Raw genomic sequence first — 21,179 nt, forward strand, 5'->3', positions numbered from 1 at the left:
GAGATACCGGCGGATGCCGCTTGCGATTCTTTCAGCCAATTTCGTTTGGTATTCTTGTTGACATGATGGTTGTTTAAAACTGATCGGTTCGATCAATTGTGTATTCGCCCCTCAAGCGTTAAATCCTGCTTTTTCCAGACTCCGGACTCAGGCGTGCGGAGCCGACTGCTTCGAGCGGACCGACGTCCAATCCGTACGGTAGAACCGAATGCACAAGGCCAGCGCAAAGGATGCAAGGAAGGTGTAGAGCGACAGCCAGGCGCCGGTGCTGCCAAGATCCGCGACAAAGGTTAAGACGTAGGCCAGCGGTACAAAGAACAGCCAATTGAGCACCAGTGACGTCCGCAGCAGGAAGGTTGTGTCGCCCAGACCGCGCAGCGCTCCCGCGTAATAGTTCAACAGCCCGTCGAACAGCTGGAGAAAGGCAGAAATCATGATGAGCTTGCCGGCCAGCCGGAATACGGCAGGCTCGCTTGAATACAAGCGCGCCACCGCCTCCGAGAAAACAAACTCAACGATGCCGAGCGCTAGCAAAAACAAGCTGCCGAGCACCGCAACGTCGGTACCCATACGCCTTGCCCGCAGCGGTTGCCCCCGTCCGGTCTCCTGTCCGACCAGAATCGTCGCCGTCGCCCCGAAAGCGAACGCCGGCATAAATCCGAGTCCCATCACATTCAATGCGACTTCGTTGGCGGCCAGCGCCTCGGTACCAAGCCGGGTAACGAACATCGTAAACACGAACATGGCCGCGCTCATGGCCAGCTCCTGCATCCCCAGCTTGCCGGATTCGCCGGCGATCAGCCGCGCTTCACTCCCATTGACCGCTACACGCCGCCGCGTGGCGTAGCGGGCGTGCAGGCGAACGAAGAAGACGTAGGCGCTGCCGAGCAGCCCTAAGCCTTCGCCAATAAAGACCGCCATTCCCGCACCCGCCAAGCCGACTTCAGGAAATCCGAGCTTGCCGTAGGTCAGCGCATAGGTAAAAAAGATCATGGCCGCGTTTGCGATAATGGACATGATCATCGGAGTGCGCGTATCTCCAATCCCCCGGAAAAAGCCATGAAAAATAAAGCTTATCGTAAAACAAGCCACTGCGTACAACCGGAAGCGGAGGTAATTCTCGCCCGTCGATACCAGCTCCGCAGAGCCTCCCATCAGACGCAAGATCAGGTCCGGTGCCAGCCAACCGACCGCAACGGCCAACAGCGCAACCGCGATGCCGACGTATAGCGCAACATACGTCCGGCGGACCGCTTGATCCATTTGTCCGGCCCCGTAATTTTGCGCTACCAAATAATTGATCGAATGCCCGAAGCCCGAGCAAAGTGCCCATGCGTTATAAGCGACAATATTGGATACGCCGACGACCGCAATGACAAGCGCTCCCATCGGGCCGACCATAATCAGGTTGATCGTACCGGTCACGGTGCCTGAAGCAAAGGAAATGACGGAAGGAAGCGCAAGTCCGAGTATCCGCCTCCAGTTTTCAAAAAATGCGGCCTGCCGCTTGTTCATTTCTGTGTCCTCGGTTGATATGAGAATTTTAACCTATCTCTTCCCATTGTGCCTGAATTTGCCGAACTGAACAAGGGAGAAAATACTATAGTCTTTTCTTCCTATTCCAAGGCAGATTTTGCCGCTTTCGTTCCTATGTAAAACGGCCCGGCGTAAATCCGCCGGGCCGGGTAACAGCTCAATGAAATGAAAAGATGCAATATGATAGCTGACGCTCTGTAGTACTTTTCCATAGCTTGCTTATTTGCTTTGGTAAGACAGGGCAAAATCCAAGGTGCCGCCAGAGCGGTCGATCAATACAAGGTCGCCTTTTCCATTGCCGTCGGCGTCCCGGACCATCAGATTAACGCCTTTTCCCTGCGTCCCCCACGGCCCGAAGGTGGAAAGCAGCTTCCACTCCCGGTCCTCGTCCCTTGAATAGACGGTGCAGCGCATCGTCTTCGGGTCCCAGCGGAGCGCGTCTTCCCGGCCGTCCCCGTTGAAGTCCCCGAGGCGGATCAAGCCGTCTTCATTCGGGAGACCGAGATCCACACGGGTCAGCTTCCACGTCATGTCGACGATGTCCGGCTGAAGCTGAATGCCACCCGAGGCGCCGTCTTTAGAAGCAAACAGCGCGGGGCCGCCCTCCATGCGAACCTGAAGCTCCTGATTCATTTCGCTTCGGAGCTTATACGGTTTAATCGGCTTCAGCTCCTTCCCCCGGATTCGCCAGCCGTATAGTTGAAGCTTATCCTTCGTTAGTCCGGCCACAACCACTTCGCCGTTCGATAACGGGAGCGTGTATAGGGAGCTCCAAGCTTTCGCTTCAATTTTCCAGCTCTGCGCCAGACGGAACTGCCGCCCGTCCGATACGTAGCGGTCCAAGCGCCCGCCCGGATTCGCCGTCCAGAAGCTGCATGGCCCTTCCGCATCTTTGCCGCTGACGGCGGCGGCAGCCCCGTTCGCATATCCCGCCTGCCCCCATCGCACCGGCGCCGGTTGCGCCTCATTGCGCAGTCCCTTGTACCGGCCGGGAATTACGCTGATCTCCCCATTCGCCGCATTCCACTGTATCGTATCGGCTTGCCCGTCGCCGTCGGCATCTTCGAGATAAACGTTCTGTTTGCCGCCCGGCAGCAGCTTGACGCTTTGAGCAGGCGTAAACGGAACATAGTCGTGGATGGAATGGAAGGCATACCCTTTCGCCCGGAGACCGGCGATGAGCTTTTGCAGCACGCTTTTATTCTGCTCGGGGTATCGATATTCCGGAAGGCCGTCCCGCATGACCGGTTCGCCTCCCGGATCCAGGACGGGGGTCAAGTATTTAAACTCAAGAAAGGGATGATAAAAAAAGGAAGCCACGTGATTCGATTGACCGACCCGGTCCACAATCATTTTCTCATCTTTATTATAAGGGATGTAGTCGTAAGGTGTCGGAACGTAAGCCGCGCCAAGCGTCGGACTGCCGTAGCCGGAATTGCGCTGATTCCAATAAAAGACGCCTTCGGCATTGCGGTGAGACTGTACCTCCGCCTGATAGTTCAGGCCGAAGTAGGAGCGGAACACCCGATCCTGTTCGGCGGTGGTCCGGTAATGCGGCGCCTCCCAAAACTGCGGCTTCAGTCCCGCTCGCTCGAATATCGCAAGCCCGTCTTTGATTCGCTGCTCCGCATACGATGCCTTCATCGTTTCTTCCGCATCCTCCACTTGAAACTCGTTGCCGATCCCTGATTCGTGGTGGCCGTCATCCCGGCGCACGCTGCCGACTTGGTGCGTATAGCCGTGCATGCCAATGACCGCGCCGCTGTCCGAAGCCTGTTGGAGCACCTTGCGAAAAGCGGCCGCGTACGGGTTAGCCTCCTGGTCAAGCGGTACGTCGTACCGCGATCCGTCCGGGGGCAGATTGATCCAGCGGGGAATCACCGCCATATGATACGCCACCTTCTGATCGCGCAAATATTCCAGCACGGTTCTCAGCTTCCCAAGCTCCTCAAGCGAAGCATATTGTCCGCCGGGACCGATGTCCTCCAGACGCATTAAGACGAATTTAGGCGTACGAGCCTCGCCTTCTACGGTAAAAATCCGATACGCCGACAGCAGCAGCGTAAGCGCAATTAAAGAAACAACAAAACGTAGCCATTTCGAATGGCGTAAATAGGTCATTGGGTGTCCGGAGCTCCCTTCTTGCTGCGTAAATCTACACCCGAATTGTACCAGATTTCCCGCCGGGCGAGTATGTTTTTTTGCAGCGATAGGGCCGAAAGCATTGTTTATTCGCCATTTTTTTCTCCTCTCCCTGCCGACGGACCTAAACGGATCTGCGCCGCTCGAATCATATGAAGAACGAAAAATCCAAGAGAGGGGTGCTTTCGACGCATGGAAAATCAACTGCAAGCGATAACAAAAGAGCTGACGGACCTGCATAAACGGTATGCCGGAATTTCCCTAAGCTTTGCCGCCCTTGAGCGGAAATTGTCAGCCATGGAACACCGCATGTCTACGCTTGAAACCGAATTTGCGAGGCAAGTCCCCTTTCTGCCGGAAGAAACCGGCGCGCCAGCCCACTAAAGGCACCTTCAGCCGCTATTTTCCATCATCCGTATCTTTATCCCGCCAAAGAAAGAAACTCTTCCCCCCTGTCGTCCGGAGGCTTGCGACTGATGCGCAAGCTTCCATGCGCAGCTTGTCCCTCCTCCGTTGCCTGTTTTCAAAATAAAGACTACACGCCGTTTCCCTCTGCAAAAGTCCGCTATCCAAGGCTTGGCATTTACTTCCCGATTCGACGCGCTATATAATGAAATGGCCGCTTCTCCGCGCCATTACCAGCCGTAAGAGCTCGTTTGGAAGCCGGCTTGGCACTTACGCTCCGAAGCACCTGACCCCCGTTCGGATTGCCTTCGGGCCTTTTTTTAATCTGTTACGATGGGGGCAAGCATGGTATAATGAATCGAATGTGACAGGCAGGTGATATCAAAATATGCAAAAAATCCCAGTCATTCGTGATAAAAAAAGTTCTGACATCACCATCATCTCTTCTGATGAAGTCGTTAAAATCGAATGCGTACGGGACAAAGAATATATCATTCATACGGTTTCCGATAAATATTACTGGGCAGCGTCGCTGGAAGCTTTCGAAGAATGGCTGTACGAGGAGGGCTTTCGCCTGATCGATCAGATGAATGTGGTCAATATGAACCACGTAACGGAGTACGAGCCGCGCAAAGGAATCGTCACATTGCAGCACGGTCCTACGCCCCATTATAAAACCGCTTCCGCCGCCTGGATTCACGGCGAGCATATTACGAACGTCATGAATCTTCTGGGAAAGATGAAGGATCTCGACAAAGGCATCATCGACGACGAAGCCGATCGCATTTTCGAGAACGTGCTGGCCCAAGAAGAGGATCATCGGTTCGCCCGGTCTTACGCGATGATCAAAGCGCTGTACGACAAGAAAAAGACCGAACTGCTGCTCGAAGAAAGCGAGCTGCGCTATAAATCGCTGTTCGAACACAATCCCGATCCGATCTGCTCGCTGAACCTTGCGGGCCTCATTACGAGCGTCAATCCCGCCATGTTCGGCGTCACCGGCTATGCGGAAGCGGAATTGCTTCACCGCACGATCAATCCGCTTATTTTCCCGGAAGATTACATGCGGTGGCTCGACCATTTCGAGGAAACGCTCAACGGCATGACTCCTCATTATGAGATTACGTTTGTACGCAAGGACGGCACCCCGGTCGAGCTCAGCGTATTTAACTTCCCGATCTTCGTCAACAAACAAATTGCCGGCGTTTACATGATCGGTCAAGACATCAGCGAGCGCAAGCGGGCCGAGGAAATGATTCTCCGCTCCGAGAAGCTGTCGATCGTCGGCCAGTTAGCCGCCGGAGTCGCTCATGAAATCCGCAATCCGCTAACCTCGCTCAAAGGCTTCGTCCAACTGCTCCAAAGCAAGGTAAGCGGCTACGATAATTACTTCGAAATCATGATCGACGAGCTGGAGCGGATCAATTTTATCGTCAGCGAATTTCTGGTCATCGCGAAACCGCAAGTCGTCAAGTACCAGCCGAAGAACGCCTTTGCCATTCTGGAAAATACGATTATGCTGCTCGGCTCTCAAGCCATGATCCATAATGTCGACATCGTCACGGAAGCGGACCCCGATCTTCCCGAAATCAATTGCGACGAGAATCAAATCAAGCAGGTATTTATCAATATTCTGAACAACTCCATCGATGCCATGCCGGAAGGCGGACAAATCCGCGCCGAATTCCGCAAAATGGAGGGCGGAAAGCTGTTGATGCGGTTTACCGATCAAGGCTGCGGCATTCCGGAAGACCGAATTCCCCGACTGGGGGAACCGTTCTATACGACGAAGGAGAAAGGTACCGGACTCGGTCTCATGGTCACCTTTAAAATTATCGAAAATCACGGGGGCAGCATGAAGATAAGCAGCGAGCAGGGAAAAGGTACGACTGTAGACATTTATATGCAAGGCGTCCGAAGGATCCGGTCTTAGTAAGCGAGACGGGAGTCCGATATAAGCAAACAGCCTTTCGATTCCGACGGGATTCGAAAGGCTGTTTTTCGTTGTGCTGCGGCGCCGCTTATTGTTTGAGCGTGGTAATGTATCGTTTGGCCAGGCCGCTTGGCGTATCAAACGCTTCGTAAACACGGATCGTAAACGGATTTTCGAGCTGCTCCGTTTTCGCGGTGAAGGTCAAAATCTGCTTGCCTGTAATCAGCTTGTTCGGACCGGTAAACGGACCTTCGGCCGTGCCAAGCATGCGTCCTTGCGAATCCACCAGCTCCATATATAGCCTGGAGAAGTTCTGGTCAACCACGACGTTGTCGGTCTGCTTCACATCCAGCGTAAACGACAGCTTGTAGCCATAGGACAGACCGGTCAATCCAGGAGCGGTTGTAGCGGACAATGTCCAATCGACAATTTTCAGATCAAACGGATACATGGCGAAGGTATCTCCCGCCGTCTCGCTGCTTGCAGCCGTCTGCAGCGAAGCGATCGTGCTCGTATAAGGAGCCGCGGACTGCGTATCCAACAGCTTGATCGTCAGCTGCTTGCCGTTCTCCGTCTTCGGCACGTTGAACGAATAATTCACGACGTAGCTCATGTTCGGGTTCAGTGCAGCCGTGACCCCGGATTGCCGCGCACCGGCATAAGCGGCTCCGTCGCTACCGACGATCTCGGTCTGGAAAGCGGGCACGGGAACCGGCTTGTCGCTCTTGTTCGTGATCCGGAATTTGGCGACTACCGAATGAAAGCCGTTGTCACCCTCATGAAGATGCATTTCCATCAGGGTCACTTCCGTATTGGCATTGATCATCTTATTCACCGGATCGAAGATGATGGGGCTGCCGATCCGGTAAGAAATCGCAGGTGTCGTATCCGTCTGCGCACTACCCGGAACCGCAATCTGCACGCGGCCGACGTCAAATCCCGTTGCCGTTGTCGGCGCGCCCTGTCCTCCCCCGGAAACGAACGTTTCAGTCGACGTAACGAATAAGCAGGTCAGCGTCACGTTGTTTTCGACCGGAATAGCGAAATGAATATATTTTTTCTCTCCAGCATCGACCGTCACGGCGCCATGCTCCGTACGGCTGCCGGTATACGTCTTCTTCTCCGATTGCCCGTCGATACGGAATTCAGGTACCGTTTCCCGCCCGACGCCAGGGTTTTCCACCAATAAGGTGACGAGCGCCACCGGACCGGTTCCTGCTCCCGCTTCCGTTCCTTCAGCATCCGGTGCAACTGCAGGAGCCCCGGTCGGAGCGCCAGGCGCTCCGCCGGACGCACCCGCCGCACCGCCGGGAGCTGCCGAAGCCCCTCCCGCTTCCGGCGAGGATGCGCCACCGGAGGTCACCCCAGACGCCGCTCCCGCGGAAGTTCCGCCGGACGGCGTGCCGGAAGCTCCCGCAGAAGCTCCGCTTATCGGATACTGTACCTTGATAGCCGCAGGGGTATAGCGCAGGCTGGAATTTAAGCCCGGAATCGTAAACGCTTCTCCCCATCCCTTCGGCTCGGCAGCTTTATCCGCTCCTGCCGCCGACGCGTACCATACTTGCCTCGCGCCTAGCGGAATCGTCAGCAGGTTCGTTTCCTTTTTCGGATAAACATACTCATCCACATTGACGAAGGAAAGCTCCGACAGTTTAATCGCCGGCGTGCCCTCGATGACGGTCATATACACGAGCTCGCCGATTTCGCCTGGCTCCAACGCCGTCTTGTTCCCAGCGCTCGCCTTCAGCGTATATTGAACTCCGCCCGTCGTGCGGACGTGCAGCTGGTGATCGGGAATCCGCGTTTTCTGCGTTCCTCCGTTATACAAGCGAACGGATGCGCCTATGCGTGTGCCGCCGGCGGTCGTTTCGATCGCCAGACTTTTCACCGCGGCACGGATCGAATCCGTTAAGCCGAAGTTGCTCGGAGCGGCCACAGTCGCTTGGGTCGTATCGGCCGCAAGCGCCGGCAGATTTGCCGGAAGGAGTGTCGTCCCGATTATGACGAAGGTTAGCGCTGTTTTCCAAGGTTGTTTCATCGATGATTCCTCCTTATCCAGTCGATCTTATTTTTTAGCCGGCTCTTGGGCCGCAGGAGCGGGCTGGCCTTGGGGGGCCGGTTTGGCCACCTCCACCTTCTGGCCGTCCTTCAGTTGATGCTGCCCGCTCGTTACGATTTGCTCTCCTTCCTTGACGCCTTCCAGTACTTCCTGATAAGCGTCGCTGATGCGTCCCAGCTTGATTTTACGCTTCTGGACCGTATCCCCTTGAAGCACGAAGACGAACGAATTCGATTCTTCGCGGACAATGCTGAGCGTCGGCACGGCGGCAACCTGCTCCTCCCCCTCGGTGGTGAGTTGAACCATGGCCCGGGTACCCGGTTTCAGCTTCTGATCCGGATTCTGGACTTCCAGTTCCAGAGAATATGATTTGGTGGCTGCGCTCATGACGTTCGATAAAAACGTAATTTTGGCCATGCCTTTATCGGCCGGATGATCCGGGCTGTAGTAGGCAAGCTCCTGCTTGTTTTTGACCAGCTCATACGACGGCTCCGACAGCTCGACCTTTAGCTTGATCGGATCGATCTGCTGGACTTGCCCTATCTTGCCGTTAGGCGAGACGGTCCCGCCAAGCTCTATCGTATAATCCGTCAGCACCCCGCTGACAGGCGCTTTGACGTCATAATTCTCAAGCGACCGCTGAGCCTCTTCCAAGCTGATCCGCGAGGACTCCACCTCCGTCTGCTGGTCGGCCAGCGAATTCGTTTTGTCCAGGGCTGTCAGCTTGTTGCGCTGCGCCTGCACATCCATGCGGGCATTCTTCAGCGCCTGCTCGGCCTGTTCCACCTGCCGCTGCGTTGCTGCGCCGGCGTCAAAATCGTTGCGCATTTTGTTGTAGTCTTTCTCCGCGTCGCTAACCTTCTGCTCCGCCTTCGTAATCTCGTCCTGCAAATTGCGGCGGGAATTGGCGTTGTCCTCCACTGTTTTCGCAAGCGTCTGTTCCGAGCTCTTCAGCTTGACCTGGCTTTTCCTCAAGGTCGATTCGGCCTCGCGATTGTCGATTCGGAACAACACCTCGCCCGCCTGCACAACATCTCCGCGTTTCTTCAAGACTTGCGTAATCTGACCGCTCGCCTTCGGAATAACGTCCATGGCGGACATCCCCACCACTTCCGCCACCTGCTCGCGCGGATCGCTTATTTTGCGCTTGGCGATTGCCTCCGTCTTCACCGGGCGGTTATCCAGCTTGAGGTCAACCGTGGATTCTCCCTTGGCGCCCGGGGCCGAGCAGCCTGCCGCAAGCAGGGCGGCCGCTGCCAATAAGGCGAAGACCCGAAGCGTGAGGACTTTCTTCATCGCAACGTCTTTTCTAACCTTTCTCATCTTTCCGTGCCTCCTCCTTCGTTACATCTCTATTGTCGCCGGCTTCGAACCGTCGTCTGATTTTTTTCGATTAAACCAACCGGAAATCCGGTTTTTCCAGTTCTCAATCATTTCATAGACAATCGGCACGACGACCAGCGTGAGAATGGTCGAAGTCGTCAAGCCACCGATAACGACAACCGCAAGCCCTTTGGAAATCAAGGTGCCATGTGCAAATCCGAGCGCAAGCGGCAGCAGTGCCATGATCGTAGCCGCAGCGGTCATAATAATCGGACGCAGGCGGACCTTGCCCGCTTCCATCAGCGCGTGGCGCACTGTGTATCCTTCTTCCCGAAGCTGCTGCACCCGTTCGAGCAATACGATGGCGTTCGTAACGACGATCCCGATCAGCATCATGAAGCCGATCATCGACGTAACGTTAAGCGACTCCTTTGTCATGAGCAGCGCCAGCAAACCGCCGATCGCCGCAAGCGGCAGCGAGAATAAAATGGCGAATGGCGCCGAGGCGTTGCCGAAGGCCAGCACCATGACCAGATATACGATAAATACAGCGACGGCCATCGCCATATACAGTTGGCCGAAGCTTTCGTCGGTGTCCTTGTTGACCCCTCCGAGCTCGCGGGTTACCCCCTCCGGAAGCTCCAGGGTTTTCAAAGCCTCGTTCACTTGAAGACTGACGCCGTTTTTATTCGGGCTATTGATTTTCGCCGTGATGGAGACCTCTTGCTTTTGGGTTTTCCGGGAGATGCTCGCCGGAGCCTCCACTTCGCGTATTTTGGCCACTTCGTTCAAATAGACTGTTCCCGTCTTTGTAGAAATCGGAAGCCGGCCAAGCTTCTCAAGCGTATCTTTATCTTTTTTGCTAAGAGAAACGGTCGTCTTGTACGTTACGTCGTCCAGCCTAATATCGCCGAGCTGCTGCTTCTGAACCCAACCCCGCGCCGTTTCGCGAATCGTGTTGACATCCAAGCCGTACGTACGTGCCTTTTTCTGGTCCACAACGATATCGACTACGGTTTTGGCGTCGCTTAACGCGTCCTTCACTTCGTAAAGCTCCGGGAACTCCGCCAGCTTCTTCTTGACAATCCCCGCCGCAGTAATCAAATCCTTCTGATTGTCTCCGTACAGGGTGTACCCGAAGTCAGTCGTAGACGGACCTCCTCCGCCGAGAGAAGAAGGAAGAACTTCGGAGCCTTTCGGCAGCTCGGCCAAAATCGCACTCTTGAATTGATCCCTCACTTGATCGGGCTTCACGTTCTCGTTCATTTCCACAAAGAGCTGGAACGCATAAGGCACCCGGTCGTTATTAACCCCGTCTCCGCCGTTATACCCGACGAGCGCCTCCACGTAACGGAATACGGGATCGCCGTTGGAATCCTTGCTTTCCATCAGCATCTTTTCCAATTCCTTGGATTTGAGATCGGTCGCAGCATAGGAGGTCTCGTAGGGCAGCTTCACGGTATAGTACATATTGCGCGGTTGAGCGCCGTCCGGAAAAAAGGCAATAGCCAAATTCGGCACGGTAATGACAATCGAAAGGACAAACAGAACGCCCGATATGAGCAGCGACTTGATCCGGTGCGTCAAAGACCACTCCAAAATCGATTCGTACATCAAAGTGAAGCGGCCGACTTTCGTTTCGTCGTGCGCTTTGAACTGTTTGCCCCGCAGTACCAGCAGCTTGGCGAGCATCGGAATGACGGTCAATGCCACCAATAACGAAGCCATCAAGGCAACGGCTATCGTAATGGCAAACGGCCGGAAGATTTCGCCGACAATACCGCTGACCATCCCGATCGGAGCGAATACGGCCACGGTTGCTATCGTCGAGGACGTAATGGCCATGGCCACCTGCTTGGTCGCCATCAGGATGACCGATTCGTTGCGCTCCTGCGCTTTTTCCAGCGACGTATAGATATTCTCGATAACGACGATCGAATCGTCTACGACCCGTCCGACAGCGATGAACATGCCGCCAAGCGTCATCATATTGAGCGTGATGTTTAAATAATGCAGCAGCATCAGCGTGATCAGCATAGACAGCGGAATCGAAACGAGAACCACGAGCGTCATCCGGACGTTACGCAGGAAAATGAGAATCATGAGCGAAGCAAGTATCGCCCCCATCACGCCTTCCCGCAGCATACCGCTGATCGATTCCTTTACTTCGTCAGCCGTGTTAAAGATCGAGCCGAAGGTGACGCTCGGCATCGTTGTCTTCCAATCGCTCATCAGCTTGTCGGCGGCATCTGAGAACTCCACAGCGTTCGCATCGCTTGTTTTAAACAAATGAATGCCGAGTGCTGGCTTGCCGTCGAGTCTGGCCATAAATTTGGACTCCGTCACGGCGGAAACTTTCGCCACTTGAGACAAGAGAATCGTTCCGCCGGAGCTCGCATTCAGCTCCAGCTGTTCCAGAGCATACAAGCTGTCCAAATCGCCGGATACGCGGGCCATCTTGTCATTCCCGCTCAGCTCGACGGAACCGATCGGGCCTTTGGACAGCGCGGATTCGATCGAAGCGGTCACTTGCGATGGCGTCAAGCCGAAGACGCTCAGCGCGTCGGCATTAAGTTGGATGTCCATCGTCGTTTCCCGGTTGCCGATGGCTGCGATATGGTCGATGCCTTTAATGCCTTCGAACCCCGGCTTGATCTTGTCCTTATACAGCTTATCGAGCTCGGTTTGACTCACGCCTTCGTTCGCCGACACAACCAGATAATAGGCTGGCATCGACGAGAACCCGAACGTCATCGCCTTCGGCCTTTGCGCCGTAGAAGGCAAACTGACATCCTGGATCAAGTTTTCGACTTCCCGCTTTTTCTTGTCCAGGTCCACCCCATGCTTGAACATCACCGTGATGAAAGAATTGTTGTCGTTAGAGGTCGAAGTCAGTTGGTCAAGGTCCGGTATATTCGCCAGCTTATCTTCGATCGGCTTCGTCACGTTGTCCATCACATCTTTTGGCGATCCCGGGTAGGTGGTACTGATGAAAACCGCAGGGAACGAGATGTTAGGGAAGTTCTCCTTCTTCAGCTTCGAGGCCGAATACATCCCGCCGCCGAACAGCATGGCGACGATGATGATCACTGCCGCGACGTTCTTCATCGAAAATTTAATCAGTCCGTTCATTCCACTCCTCGCTCCTTTATAAATGTCCATCCGATTCTGGAAAATACTTTACCTTGCGAATATGAACGGAGCGTGAACCGGATAAAAAAAAGATCAACCCGATTTGGATTGATCTTTCACGCTGTTATTTCTTGTCCGGGGCGTTCCGCTTGCCGGAGAAGCTGGGCAGCGTAACCATAAAGACGGTGCCCTGCCCGAGTTTGCTGCGTACCTCGATCGTACCGTTATGCAGATCGACGATCTTTTTCACAATGGCAAGTCCAAGTCCGCTGCCGCTTTTCTCCCGGTTCCTGGCCCGGTCCGCCTTATAAAACCGGTCAAAAATGCGGGCCTGATCCTCTTCGGAGATCCCGATGCCCGTATCGCCGATCCGGACCTGAATCCGGTCGGTGGTCGAAAGCAGCCTCACCCTCACCATGCCGCCCTCCGGTGTGAACTTCAAGCTGTTGGTGATCAGATTCATCCACACTTGGCTGAGCTGATCCGCATCGGCATAAATTTTCGCCGTGGGCAGCCTCAAATCAAGCTCTAGCTTTTTGGCCGACCAGATTGGCTCCGTGGCTACGATGACGCTGCGAAGCTGCTCATCCAGCGCATACGTCGTCGGGCGAAACGGATGATGCTCCGATTCAAGCGAAGCGAGCTTGAGCAAGTTCTCGCTGAGCCGGGATAACCGTTCCGCCTCCGTCTGAATGATCTCCAGATATTGCCTTCGTTCCTCCTCCGACATCGCCTTCTCCCGCAGCAGCTTGGAAAATCCGGCGATCGATGTAAGCGGAGACTGAATCTCGTGCGAGACATTGGACACGAAATCCTGCCGCATCCGCTCCATCTGCTTAAGCTCTCCAGCCATCTCGGTGAAGCTTTGGGCAAGCTCACCCAGTTCGTCCTTACGAAATTTCCAATCGAAGCCGATATTGAAATCGCCCTTGGCCATCCGCCTGGCCGCTTTGGTCATGCGCTTGATCGGTTTGACCAAATAGCGGCCGGCCACCATAATGAAGACGCTGCCGATAATCAAGGCGTTGATCAGCGAGATGTTCAAATAGCTTTGCAGAAGACGGTCGGACTTGTTCGAGGCCGGCTGCAAAAACATCGCATACGAATGCCCTTGGATCTTCACCGGGTAACCCAGTATGCTGACATCCATGTTCGACTCGTTCCAAAGCTGTTCCCCGCGCAGCACCTGAGCAATTTCCTGCGGAGTAATAACCTTCCTCGTCTCGACGTCGGTATATCCGTATAACGCTTCGTTACCTGCGTCATCGTATACCCTGATGAAGAAGGGCTTGGCAAGCTTGCGGTTAAGCATGTACGAGTCGAAATCGACATTGTCCGTCGCTTTATAGGTATCGATCAAATCTTCCGCCACCAGGGTCATGTCTTCCCGAAGCTGCGCGTTCAGCCTCTCCGAAAAAATGAGACCCATGATCACAAATGCCACGATCAATCCGAAGATGACCGCCGCCAAATAAACGAGCACCATCCGCGTGTAAAGCGTCTTGATCATCCGCTCACCTCAAGCTTGTAGCCAAGCCCCCGGATGGTGCGGATGGTGAAGCTGTCCGTCTCGTCCGCAAACCGTTCTCTCAGCCGCTTGATATGAACGTCCACGGTACGGTCGTCTCCCTCATAATCGTGCCCCCAGATTTGTTCGATAAGCTGGTTCCTCGTGAAAATTTGGTTCGGGTGGCTCGCCAGCTTGTAGAGCAGCTCAAATTCTTTGAGCGGAAGCGTCAGCTTCTCGTCGCCTTTCAGAACCTCATGGCTTTTCTTGTTCAGCTCGATCCGGCCGAATTGCACGGTATCCGACGCATGAATCCGGTATCGCTTCAGCAGCGCCTTCACCCGCATGACCAGCTCCAACGGATCGAACGGCTTGACCAAATAATCGTCCGTTCCCAGCTCGAATCCCTTGACCTTGTCTCCCGTCTCGCCCTTGGCGGTTACCATCAGAAGCGGAAGGTCCGTTTGCTGCATCCGAATATGACGGCTCAGCTCCCAGCCGTCCATAAATGGCATCATAATGTCAAGGATGACCAGGTCCACCCGGTTTTCCTGCAGCAGTTTCCAGGCGTCCTGCCCGTTCTCCGCCTCCTTCAGCCGGTAGCCCTCCTCGCGCAGACTGACTCGGATCAGCTCCCGAATATGCCGGTCGTCATCCACAATCAATACGGTAATCATCGACAGTCCCCCAAAAACCGAAAAATCCGGTAAATCACAGTACCTTCATGATAATGGACCCGCAGGCCGTATTTCAAGCAAACCTATTCTAAACAAAACTTTAAAAACCAATTAACACTTCACGAACAGTTCTTTTTTAAACTAGAAAAGGTTGCCATCTATAACCCAAGACACCGTTAAAGGAGCGAACACGATGTTAACCCGATTTGTAAGAAAAAGCGGTAAACTGCTGGCGCGGATCAGTGCTGCCGTCATGCTGGTGACAGCCGTTCTCGTACCGGCCGCAGGCCAGTCGGCATTGGCCGCAAGCGCGTCTTCCGCGGGAAGCTTCCAGCTTGCCGTTCTTCCCGACACGCAAATGTATGCCCGCTACAAAAAAGAAATTTTCTTGTCGCAAACCGAGTGGATCGCAAAAAATCAGTTCAACGAACGCATTGCATTCACAGCCCACGTCGGCGATATCGTGGATAGAAGAAATCAAGATTACGAATGGCAGGCTGCCGACGAGGCAATGAAATGGCTCGACAAATATCACGTTCCTTACGGCTATGTGGCCGGAAATCACGATATTAACGAATCGCAATGGGATGACCAGCGCAATAACAACGCCGAGAAATTTATGCAGTATTTCAACCCGGCGACCCGCATGTCTGGCAGCCCGGGCTTCGGCGGCGTGTCCCCGAGCGGATATTGCTCCTACTACACCTTTGAAGCGGCCGGCAAAAAATTTCTCGCTCTCTTCCTGGACTGGCGTACCTCCGATGCGTCCATTCAATGGGCGCAGCAAGTCATTGACGCTCACCCGGATCTCCCTGTCATTTTGATCACTCACCAGCTTCTGAACATTGCCGAAGACGGAAAAACGGCCTTCATTACGGCGGAGCACGGCCAAGGCTTGTGGGACAAGCTGATTAAGAAGAACGATCAAATTTTCCTGACGGTGAACGGACATCACCACGGAGCCGCCCATATGGTGAAACCGAACGACAACGGGAAAGACGTGCTCATGATGGTCGTGGATTACCAAGGCGGCTACATGGGCGGCAACGGCTGGATGCGGATGCTCAATATCGATTTGAAAGGCAACCAAATCAAAGCTTATTCCTTCTCTCCCTGGGTGATGAACATCCCCGAAGAAGAGCGGGACGAATTCGATATGGAACGTTTGACCGACGCAAACAACGAATTTACCGTATCCATGAACTTCGAGCGGCGATTCGGCTCTTTCTGGGGATCGCAAAATAAAGTTCCGATCGCCAAAAATGCCGATATCGATACGCTCCAGGACAAACCGGTCAGCGGCAAGCTGAAAGGGGCCGATGCCGATTTCGATACGCTCACTTACCGCATCGGCAATAAGGGGTCCAAAGGCACGGCGACGATTACCGATCCCGTATCCGGCGCCTTCACCTACACTCCGAATGCCGGTCAAACCGGGACGGATACGTTTACTTATGTGGTCAATGACGGGAAAGCCGACTCCCCTCCCGGGACGGTATCCGTTCGTATCAAAAATCCCGGCGAAACGAATCAAGGCACGGTCGCCCATTGGCGTATGGAAAGCGATCAAGCGGTCGAGGGACAGCCGCTCCCTGACGGCATCACGGTCGTGAAAGATCTGTCAGGCAATCATAACGATCTGTACCGTCATAATGTCGGAAGCAGCACGCCGGGAGACTTGGTCTGGTCCTCGGATGCTCCGTTCAAAAGTCAAAGCAAGGCCAGCATTCGCCTGTTCGGCGACAAATCTCAAGGCAAAGCATCCTATCTGAAAACCGCCGATCAGGCGGCCATCAATAACATGACGTTCGAGCAAGGCTACACCATCGAAGCATTCGTCAAGCTGGCTCCCGACTTCGATAAGGACAAGCATGGCTGGATGGGCATTCTGGCCCGCGACGAAACCGGGGCTAACGCCGGAAAAACAGGCGGCGACCCCGCCGAGCCGACGGCCTCGCTGGCAATTTCCACGTTGAAAGAGATGCAGTGGGCCGTTTACCCGCAGAACGTCAACGATACGGTGACCAACTGGTCGGGCGAGCTGTTCTTCAAGTGGTACCATGTTGCCGTGGTTAATGACGGTCAGACGACGAAAATGTACATCGACGGAGCTCCCGTGCTGCGCAACCCGGACGGCAATCCGGTAGGAATTGCGACGGCAGGCAAGCCGTGGGCTATCGGCTCCGGTCACTATGATAATGTGCACGAGCTTTCCTTCAACGGCTGGATCAGCGAGATTCGCATCACGGACCACGCTTTGAAAAGCAGCGAGTTTCTCATGGTGCAAAATCAGACACCGGTCGCAGAGAACGCGTCCATAAGCGCCGATCAGGATAAGTCTGCCTCAGGGAACATGAAAGCTACCGATCCGGACGGCGATAAGCTGACCTACAGCATCGTTAACAAGCCGGCCAAAGGGGGAGTCACCGTTACGGACGAGGTTTACGGCGCATTTACGTATACGCCGAATCCGGGCGCAACCGGCACCGACTCTTTTACGTTCAAAGCCAGCGACGGTAAAGCCATGTCCAACGAAGCGACCGTAACCGTCGACATCCGGACGAATCACGCGCCGAAAGCAGAAAACGCCATGTATACCGTCATCGCAAACGGACAGCTAAGCGGTAGACTGGCTGCTGCGGATGCGGACAGTCAAGACACGCTGACCTATTCGATCGTTAGCGAGCCGGCCAAAGGTACGCTCACACTTGAAAACGCCGTTCTCGGAACGTTTACGTATAAACCGAATCCGGCGGCTGCAGGCATCGATTCCTTCGTTTTCCGGGCACACGACGGTAAAACGGCCTCAAACGATGCGCTCGTCGTTATCGACATCGAGAAGCAGACCGATGGCAGCGGCAATCGTAAACCGGCCGCAGAATACATGACATTCAAGACAAATGAAAGCTTGTCGCTTCAAGGAAAGCTGATGGCCGCCGATCCGGACGGCGATCCGCTCTTCTACCGTATCGTGAAGCAGGGGGCTAAGGGAACGGCGGCGATAACCGATTCCGTATACGGAGCTTTTACTTACACTCCAAATCCAAAGCAATCCGGAAGCGACATGTTCACGTATGAAGTCAGCGACGGCAAGGGTGGCACAGATGAAGCTGCCGTCGTCATCGAAATTAAACCGAACCAATCGCCGAAGGCAGACAACGTTACTTACACCACAAGCCAAGGCGTTACATTAAACGGCGAGTTCAAAGCAACCGACGGCGATCAAGACCGGCTTACGTATTCGATTGCCAAAGAAGCGGACAAGGGAACCGCAACCGTTACGGATGCGACTTACGGCAAATTTACGTACAAGCCGCATCCGGGTCAAGCGGGAACCGACGTGTTCCACTATAAAGTAACCGACGGCTTGGCCGAAGCTTCGGCCACTATCACGATTACGATCACGGAGCCAGACTCGGACAGCGGTTCCTCTCCGGCTCCGAGCACTGGCAGCGGAACGAACACAGGAAGCGGCAGTACTGGCGGAGGCGGTGGTGCTCCGGGAACGAAGCCGAGTATGGACAAGCCGTCCGATGAAGTAAAGCCGGGTAAAGGCGCTGGCACGAATACGGGGAACAACAACGGTTCCGTTCCTGCCGTAACGTTCAAAGACATGAACGCCCATTGGGCGAATGAGGCGGTCGGTAAGCTGAGCACGATGAAGCTGTTCGACGGTTTTCCCGACGGCTCCTTCAAGCCGGAGCAAGCCATGACCCGGGCGGAATTCATTACCGTCATCGTGCGGGCTTTGAAATTAAACGCGAACTCGCAGGCGGCATTCTCGGACACCGGCAGCCATTGGGCCGGCCAAGCGATTGCAGCCGCCGTCACCAAGGGCATCGTCGACGGATTCGGGGACCAATTCAGGCCGGACCAGCCGATTACGCGAGAGCAAATGGCCGTCATTCTTGTGCGTGCCTTCGGACTAAATACTAACGGAACCGAAGCAAAGCTTTCGGATAGCGCGGCTATCTCCGAGTGGGCCCAATCGGCAGTTTCGACTTTGATAAATCAAAAGCTCATTCAAGGATACAATGACGGCTCCTTCCAACCGAAGCGTGCCGCCACAAGGGCGGAAGTCGCCACGATGCTGCTGCGCCTGCTCGAATTCAAAGCACAGCCATAAAAGAAAAAGATCGCCCCTCGGGCGATGAGCTTGTTGAGAAAGTGGTCAATTGAGGTAATAGAGGTGTACGAGGAGGTGGGGTATCTACTTCCGACCGCTCTTGTCATCGGGAAATTTGATTGGAAAGCCGCTTATTAGCGGACATTTCCCGATGACAAAGGCGGACGCTATCGCTTCTCCAGTAGATACCCCACCTCCGTAAGTTTCTCTATTTCAGTCAAAATCCTCTTTTTCAACACTCTGATCGCCCCTCGGGTGATCTTTTCTTCATTGGTTACCCCAGGCAAGCAATTACCGGTTTAACAAACTGCCGACGTAACGCAGCAGTTCATTGGCCGAGGCGGTCGTATAGCCGTGTTCCTCGACAAGACGTTTGATGACCTCGTTGATTCGTTTCAGTTGATTCTCATCAGGGGTTTTCGTCGAAGTCGTAATTTTGACGATGTCCTTCAGATCGGCGAACAGCTTCTTCTCGATCGCTTCGCGCAGCCGTTCGTGGCTGCTGTAGTCAAACCGCTTCCCTTTGCGCGAATAGGAGGACATCCGGATCAGTATCTCCTCGCGGAACGCTTTCTTCGCATTTTCCGAAATGCCGATCTGCTCTTCGATCGAACGCATCAGCCTCTCGTCCGGGTCCATCTCTTCGCCGGTCAGCGGGTCTTTGATTTTGGTCCAGTTGCAGTACGCCTCGATATTGTCGAGGTAGTTGTTGAACAGCGTCTTCGCTGATTCGTCGAACGAGTAGACGAACGCTTTTTGCACTTCCTTCTTAGCCAGCTCGTCGTACTCCTTGCGCGCGATGGAGATGAAGTTCAAGTACCGCTCCCTCTCCTCCTTCGTAATGGACGGGTGCTGGTCCAGACCGTCCTTGAGCGCCCGCAGCACATCCAGCGCATTGATAAATTCCAGACCTTGCCGGATCAGTGCGCTGGAAATCCGGTTGATGACATAGCGGGGATCGATTCCGCTCATGCCTTCCTCCAAATATTCGCTCTGCATCTCCTTCAAATCCGCTTCCTTATACCCTTCGACCTCTTCGCCGTCGTACATGCGCATTTTTTTGACGAGATCCATCCCCTGCTTCTTGGATTCCTTCAACCGGGTCAAAATCGAGAAAATCGCCGCGGCCTTCAAGGAGTGAGGCGCGATGTGCACATGCTTCATGTCGCTTTGCTTGATCAGCTTGGCGTAAATTTTCTCTTCGTCCGACACCTTCAAATTGTAAGGAATCGGCATAACGATCATCCGCGATTGGAGCGCCTCGTTCTTTTTATTGGAAATAAACGACTTATATTCGGATTCGTTCGTATGGGCGATAATGAGCTCATACGATATATACTGTTAAAACCAAATAACAATGACCTTACAAAGCCCATTTTAACGGGCTTTAAAAGAAGAAGCCACTACGCAGATGTAGTGGCTTCTTTCTCTTCAGTGGATATTGCGTTCTTAATTGCAATTTCCGCGAGTGTGTTATGCAAATCCACCCACTCCTCATAGGTCGGTTTATTGCTTGGTACAATTATTCCGATTCGGCCGTGTATACCCTGAATGTACTTTGCAACCTTTTCGTGGATCTTAGAGTATTCATTACCGTTATCGTCCATTCAATACCTCCCACCCATTGGATGTATTTATTTCTATTTGTCCTTTTTCTGATTTATAACCAAGAATCATTTTCCTTCGAAACCGCTCAGTCGAAGAATTAGTACGATTCGCTTCTAGCATATTGGGTAACAAGATAGAACTCGCAAAAATACTAATTTACAATAAAGGAAAACACTGTTAATATCATATTGTAGTAAATTATTCCATTATAAGGAGATGATTTACAATGAAAAAATTGGTCGTCAATGGTTTGCTGACTCTTTCGCTTACAGCCGGGATTGTGGCCTTACCTGTCGACGCTCCTGCAAAAGTACACGCTGCCAATATTCAGACAACACAAGCACAAGTACAGCCAACTGAGTATTATGAATCTATTTATTTTAATTACTATCAGCTAAGGAGAGAGCATTTGTGGGTTCCAATAAACGACGCTAAATTAACAGTACCTTTCACTAGAAACTACAATTTTTATATTAAACAATGGACCACTGACAATACGAACATTAACGCAGTAAGATATCAAATAGTGAGCGAAACGGGCGGTTATAGTCCAGTAATCGATATTGAAGGCAACGGGAAACATGACAGATCCGTTACGCTGACGCCGGGAAAATACAGAGTCGAAGCCAGAACTTACCATAACTCCCCAGTCGAGATTATAGGTGAGCTCTTCCCTTCATAATCCCTGTTGTCTCCCCCACTAACCATGTGGGGGAGTCGTCATTTACACT

Annotated in this window: 12 protein-coding genes and 1 pseudogene; 4 read left to right on the forward strand and 9 right to left on the reverse strand. The window is 53.7% G+C overall.

Features of this window, described 5'->3' with window-relative positions; genetic code table 11:
- Positions 1 to 147 precede the first annotated feature (147 nt).
- Both NI000_RS04030 and NI000_RS04035 read right to left on the reverse strand, forming a co-directional pair.
- Positions 148 to 1,515: an MATE family efflux transporter gene (locus NI000_RS04030; RefSeq protein WP_253407944.1), complete on the reverse strand. Its 1,368-nt coding sequence runs from the start codon at positions 1,513 to 1,515 to the stop codon at positions 148 to 150.
- Positions 1,516 to 1,755: 240 nt separating this feature from the next.
- Complete coding sequence (locus tag NI000_RS04035; RefSeq protein ID WP_253407946.1) at positions 1,756 to 3,657, reverse strand: DUF2334 domain-containing protein; 1,902 nt, start codon at positions 3,655 to 3,657, stop codon at positions 1,756 to 1,758.
- A 213-nt stretch (positions 3,658 to 3,870) separates the two neighbouring features.
- On the opposite strand from NI000_RS04035, the gene NI000_RS04040 reads away from it, so the two are divergent.
- On the forward strand, positions 3,871 to 4,062 hold the full coding sequence (locus NI000_RS04040; protein ID WP_253407948.1) for a hypothetical protein: 192 nt from the start codon (positions 3,871 to 3,873) through the stop codon (positions 4,060 to 4,062).
- 409 nt (positions 4,063 to 4,471) lie between these two features.
- Positions 4,472 to 6,016 (forward strand): ATP-binding protein, encoded by a 1,545-nt coding sequence (locus NI000_RS04045; protein ID WP_253407949.1) that lies wholly within the window; start codon positions 4,472 to 4,474, stop codon positions 6,014 to 6,016.
- A gap of 88 nt (positions 6,017 to 6,104) precedes the next feature.
- Here the strand turns inward: NI000_RS04045 and NI000_RS04050 are convergent, their stop codons facing one another.
- From NI000_RS04050 to NI000_RS04070, 5 genes are all read right to left on the reverse strand, one after another.
- Positions 6,105 to 8,054 carry a hypothetical protein gene (locus tag NI000_RS04050; RefSeq protein WP_253407950.1) on the reverse strand — a complete coding sequence of 650 codons (1,950 nt, stop codon included), beginning with the start codon at positions 8,052 to 8,054 and terminating at the stop codon, positions 6,105 to 6,107.
- A 27-nt stretch (positions 8,055 to 8,081) separates the two neighbouring features.
- Positions 8,082 to 9,398 (reverse strand): efflux RND transporter periplasmic adaptor subunit, encoded by a 1,317-nt coding sequence (locus NI000_RS04055; protein WP_253407951.1) that lies wholly within the window; start codon positions 9,396 to 9,398, stop codon positions 8,082 to 8,084.
- Between the two features lie 21 nt (positions 9,399 to 9,419).
- Complete coding sequence (locus NI000_RS04060; protein WP_253407952.1) at positions 9,420 to 12,530, reverse strand: efflux RND transporter permease subunit; 3,111 nt, start codon at positions 12,528 to 12,530, stop codon at positions 9,420 to 9,422.
- Positions 12,531 to 12,654: 124 nt separating this feature from the next.
- Positions 12,655 to 14,040, reverse strand: a complete 1,386-nt coding sequence (locus tag NI000_RS04065) for a HAMP domain-containing sensor histidine kinase (protein ID WP_253407953.1) — start codon at positions 14,038 to 14,040, stop codon at positions 12,655 to 12,657.
- Positions 14,037 to 14,714, reverse strand: coding sequence for a response regulator transcription factor (locus NI000_RS04070; RefSeq protein ID WP_253407954.1), 678 nt, complete (start codon positions 14,712 to 14,714; stop codon positions 14,037 to 14,039). Before NI000_RS04070 ends, NI000_RS04065 begins: the two co-directional genes overlap by 4 nt.
- Before the next feature lie 193 nt (positions 14,715 to 14,907).
- Here NI000_RS04070 and NI000_RS04075 point away from each other — a divergent pair, with 193 nt between their 5' ends.
- On the forward strand, positions 14,908 to 18,840 hold the full coding sequence (locus NI000_RS04075) for an Ig-like domain-containing protein (protein ID WP_253407956.1): 3,933 nt from the start codon (positions 14,908 to 14,910) through the stop codon (positions 18,838 to 18,840).
- Positions 18,841 to 19,131: 291 nt separating this feature from the next.
- Here NI000_RS04075 and NI000_RS04080 read toward each other — a convergent pair.
- Positions 19,132 to 20,166, reverse strand: a pseudogene (locus NI000_RS04080) (protein prkA); the annotation flags it as partial.
- A 77-nt stretch (positions 20,167 to 20,243) separates the two neighbouring features.
- Complete coding sequence (locus tag NI000_RS04085) at positions 20,244 to 20,447, reverse strand: hypothetical protein (protein WP_253407958.1); 204 nt, start codon at positions 20,445 to 20,447, stop codon at positions 20,244 to 20,246.
- 227 nt (positions 20,448 to 20,674) lie between these two features.
- Between NI000_RS04085 and NI000_RS04090 the strand changes: the two genes are divergently transcribed.
- Positions 20,675 to 21,130 (forward strand): hypothetical protein, encoded by a 456-nt coding sequence (locus NI000_RS04090; RefSeq protein ID WP_253407960.1) that lies wholly within the window; start codon positions 20,675 to 20,677, stop codon positions 21,128 to 21,130.
- Positions 21,131 to 21,179 lie beyond the last annotated feature (49 nt).

It is taken from the genome of Paenibacillus tyrphae, from assembly GCF_024158745.1.
Classification (GTDB): Bacteria; Bacillota; Bacilli; order Paenibacillales; family NBRC-103111; genus Paenibacillus_G; species Paenibacillus_G tyrfis_A.

Excerpts from the sequence above, each read along its gene's own strand:
- NI000_RS04030 (WP_253407944.1), bottom strand. The coding sequence starts at position 1,515 with ATGAACAAGCGGCAGGCCGCATTTTTTGAAAACTGGAGGCGGATACTC.
- NI000_RS04035 (WP_253407946.1), bottom strand. The coding sequence starts at position 3,657 with ATGACCTATTTACGCCATTCGAAATGGCTACGTTTTGTTGTTTCTTTA.
- NI000_RS04040 (WP_253407948.1), top strand. The coding sequence starts at position 3,871 with ATGGAAAATCAACTGCAAGCGATAACAAAAGAGCTGACGGACCTGCAT.
- NI000_RS04045 (WP_253407949.1), top strand. The coding sequence starts at position 4,472 with ATGCAAAAAATCCCAGTCATTCGTGATAAAAAAAGTTCTGACATCACC.
- NI000_RS04050 (WP_253407950.1), bottom strand. The coding sequence starts at position 8,054 with ATGAAACAACCTTGGAAAACAGCGCTAACCTTCGTCATAATCGGGACG.
- NI000_RS04055 (WP_253407951.1), bottom strand. The coding sequence starts at position 9,398 with ATGAGAAAGGTTAGAAAAGACGTTGCGATGAAGAAAGTCCTCACGCTT.
- NI000_RS04060 (WP_253407952.1), bottom strand. The coding sequence starts at position 12,530 with ATGAACGGACTGATTAAATTTTCGATGAAGAACGTCGCGGCAGTGATC.
- NI000_RS04065 (WP_253407953.1), bottom strand. The coding sequence starts at position 14,040 with ATGATCAAGACGCTTTACACGCGGATGGTGCTCGTTTATTTGGCGGCG.
- NI000_RS04070 (WP_253407954.1), bottom strand. The coding sequence starts at position 14,714 with ATGATTACCGTATTGATTGTGGATGACGACCGGCATATTCGGGAGCTG.
- NI000_RS04075 (WP_253407956.1), top strand. The coding sequence starts at position 14,908 with ATGTTAACCCGATTTGTAAGAAAAAGCGGTAAACTGCTGGCGCGGATC.
- NI000_RS04085 (WP_253407958.1), bottom strand. The coding sequence starts at position 20,447 with ATGGACGATAACGGTAATGAATACTCTAAGATCCACGAAAAGGTTGCA.
- NI000_RS04090 (WP_253407960.1), top strand. The coding sequence starts at position 20,675 with ATGAAAAAATTGGTCGTCAATGGTTTGCTGACTCTTTCGCTTACAGCC.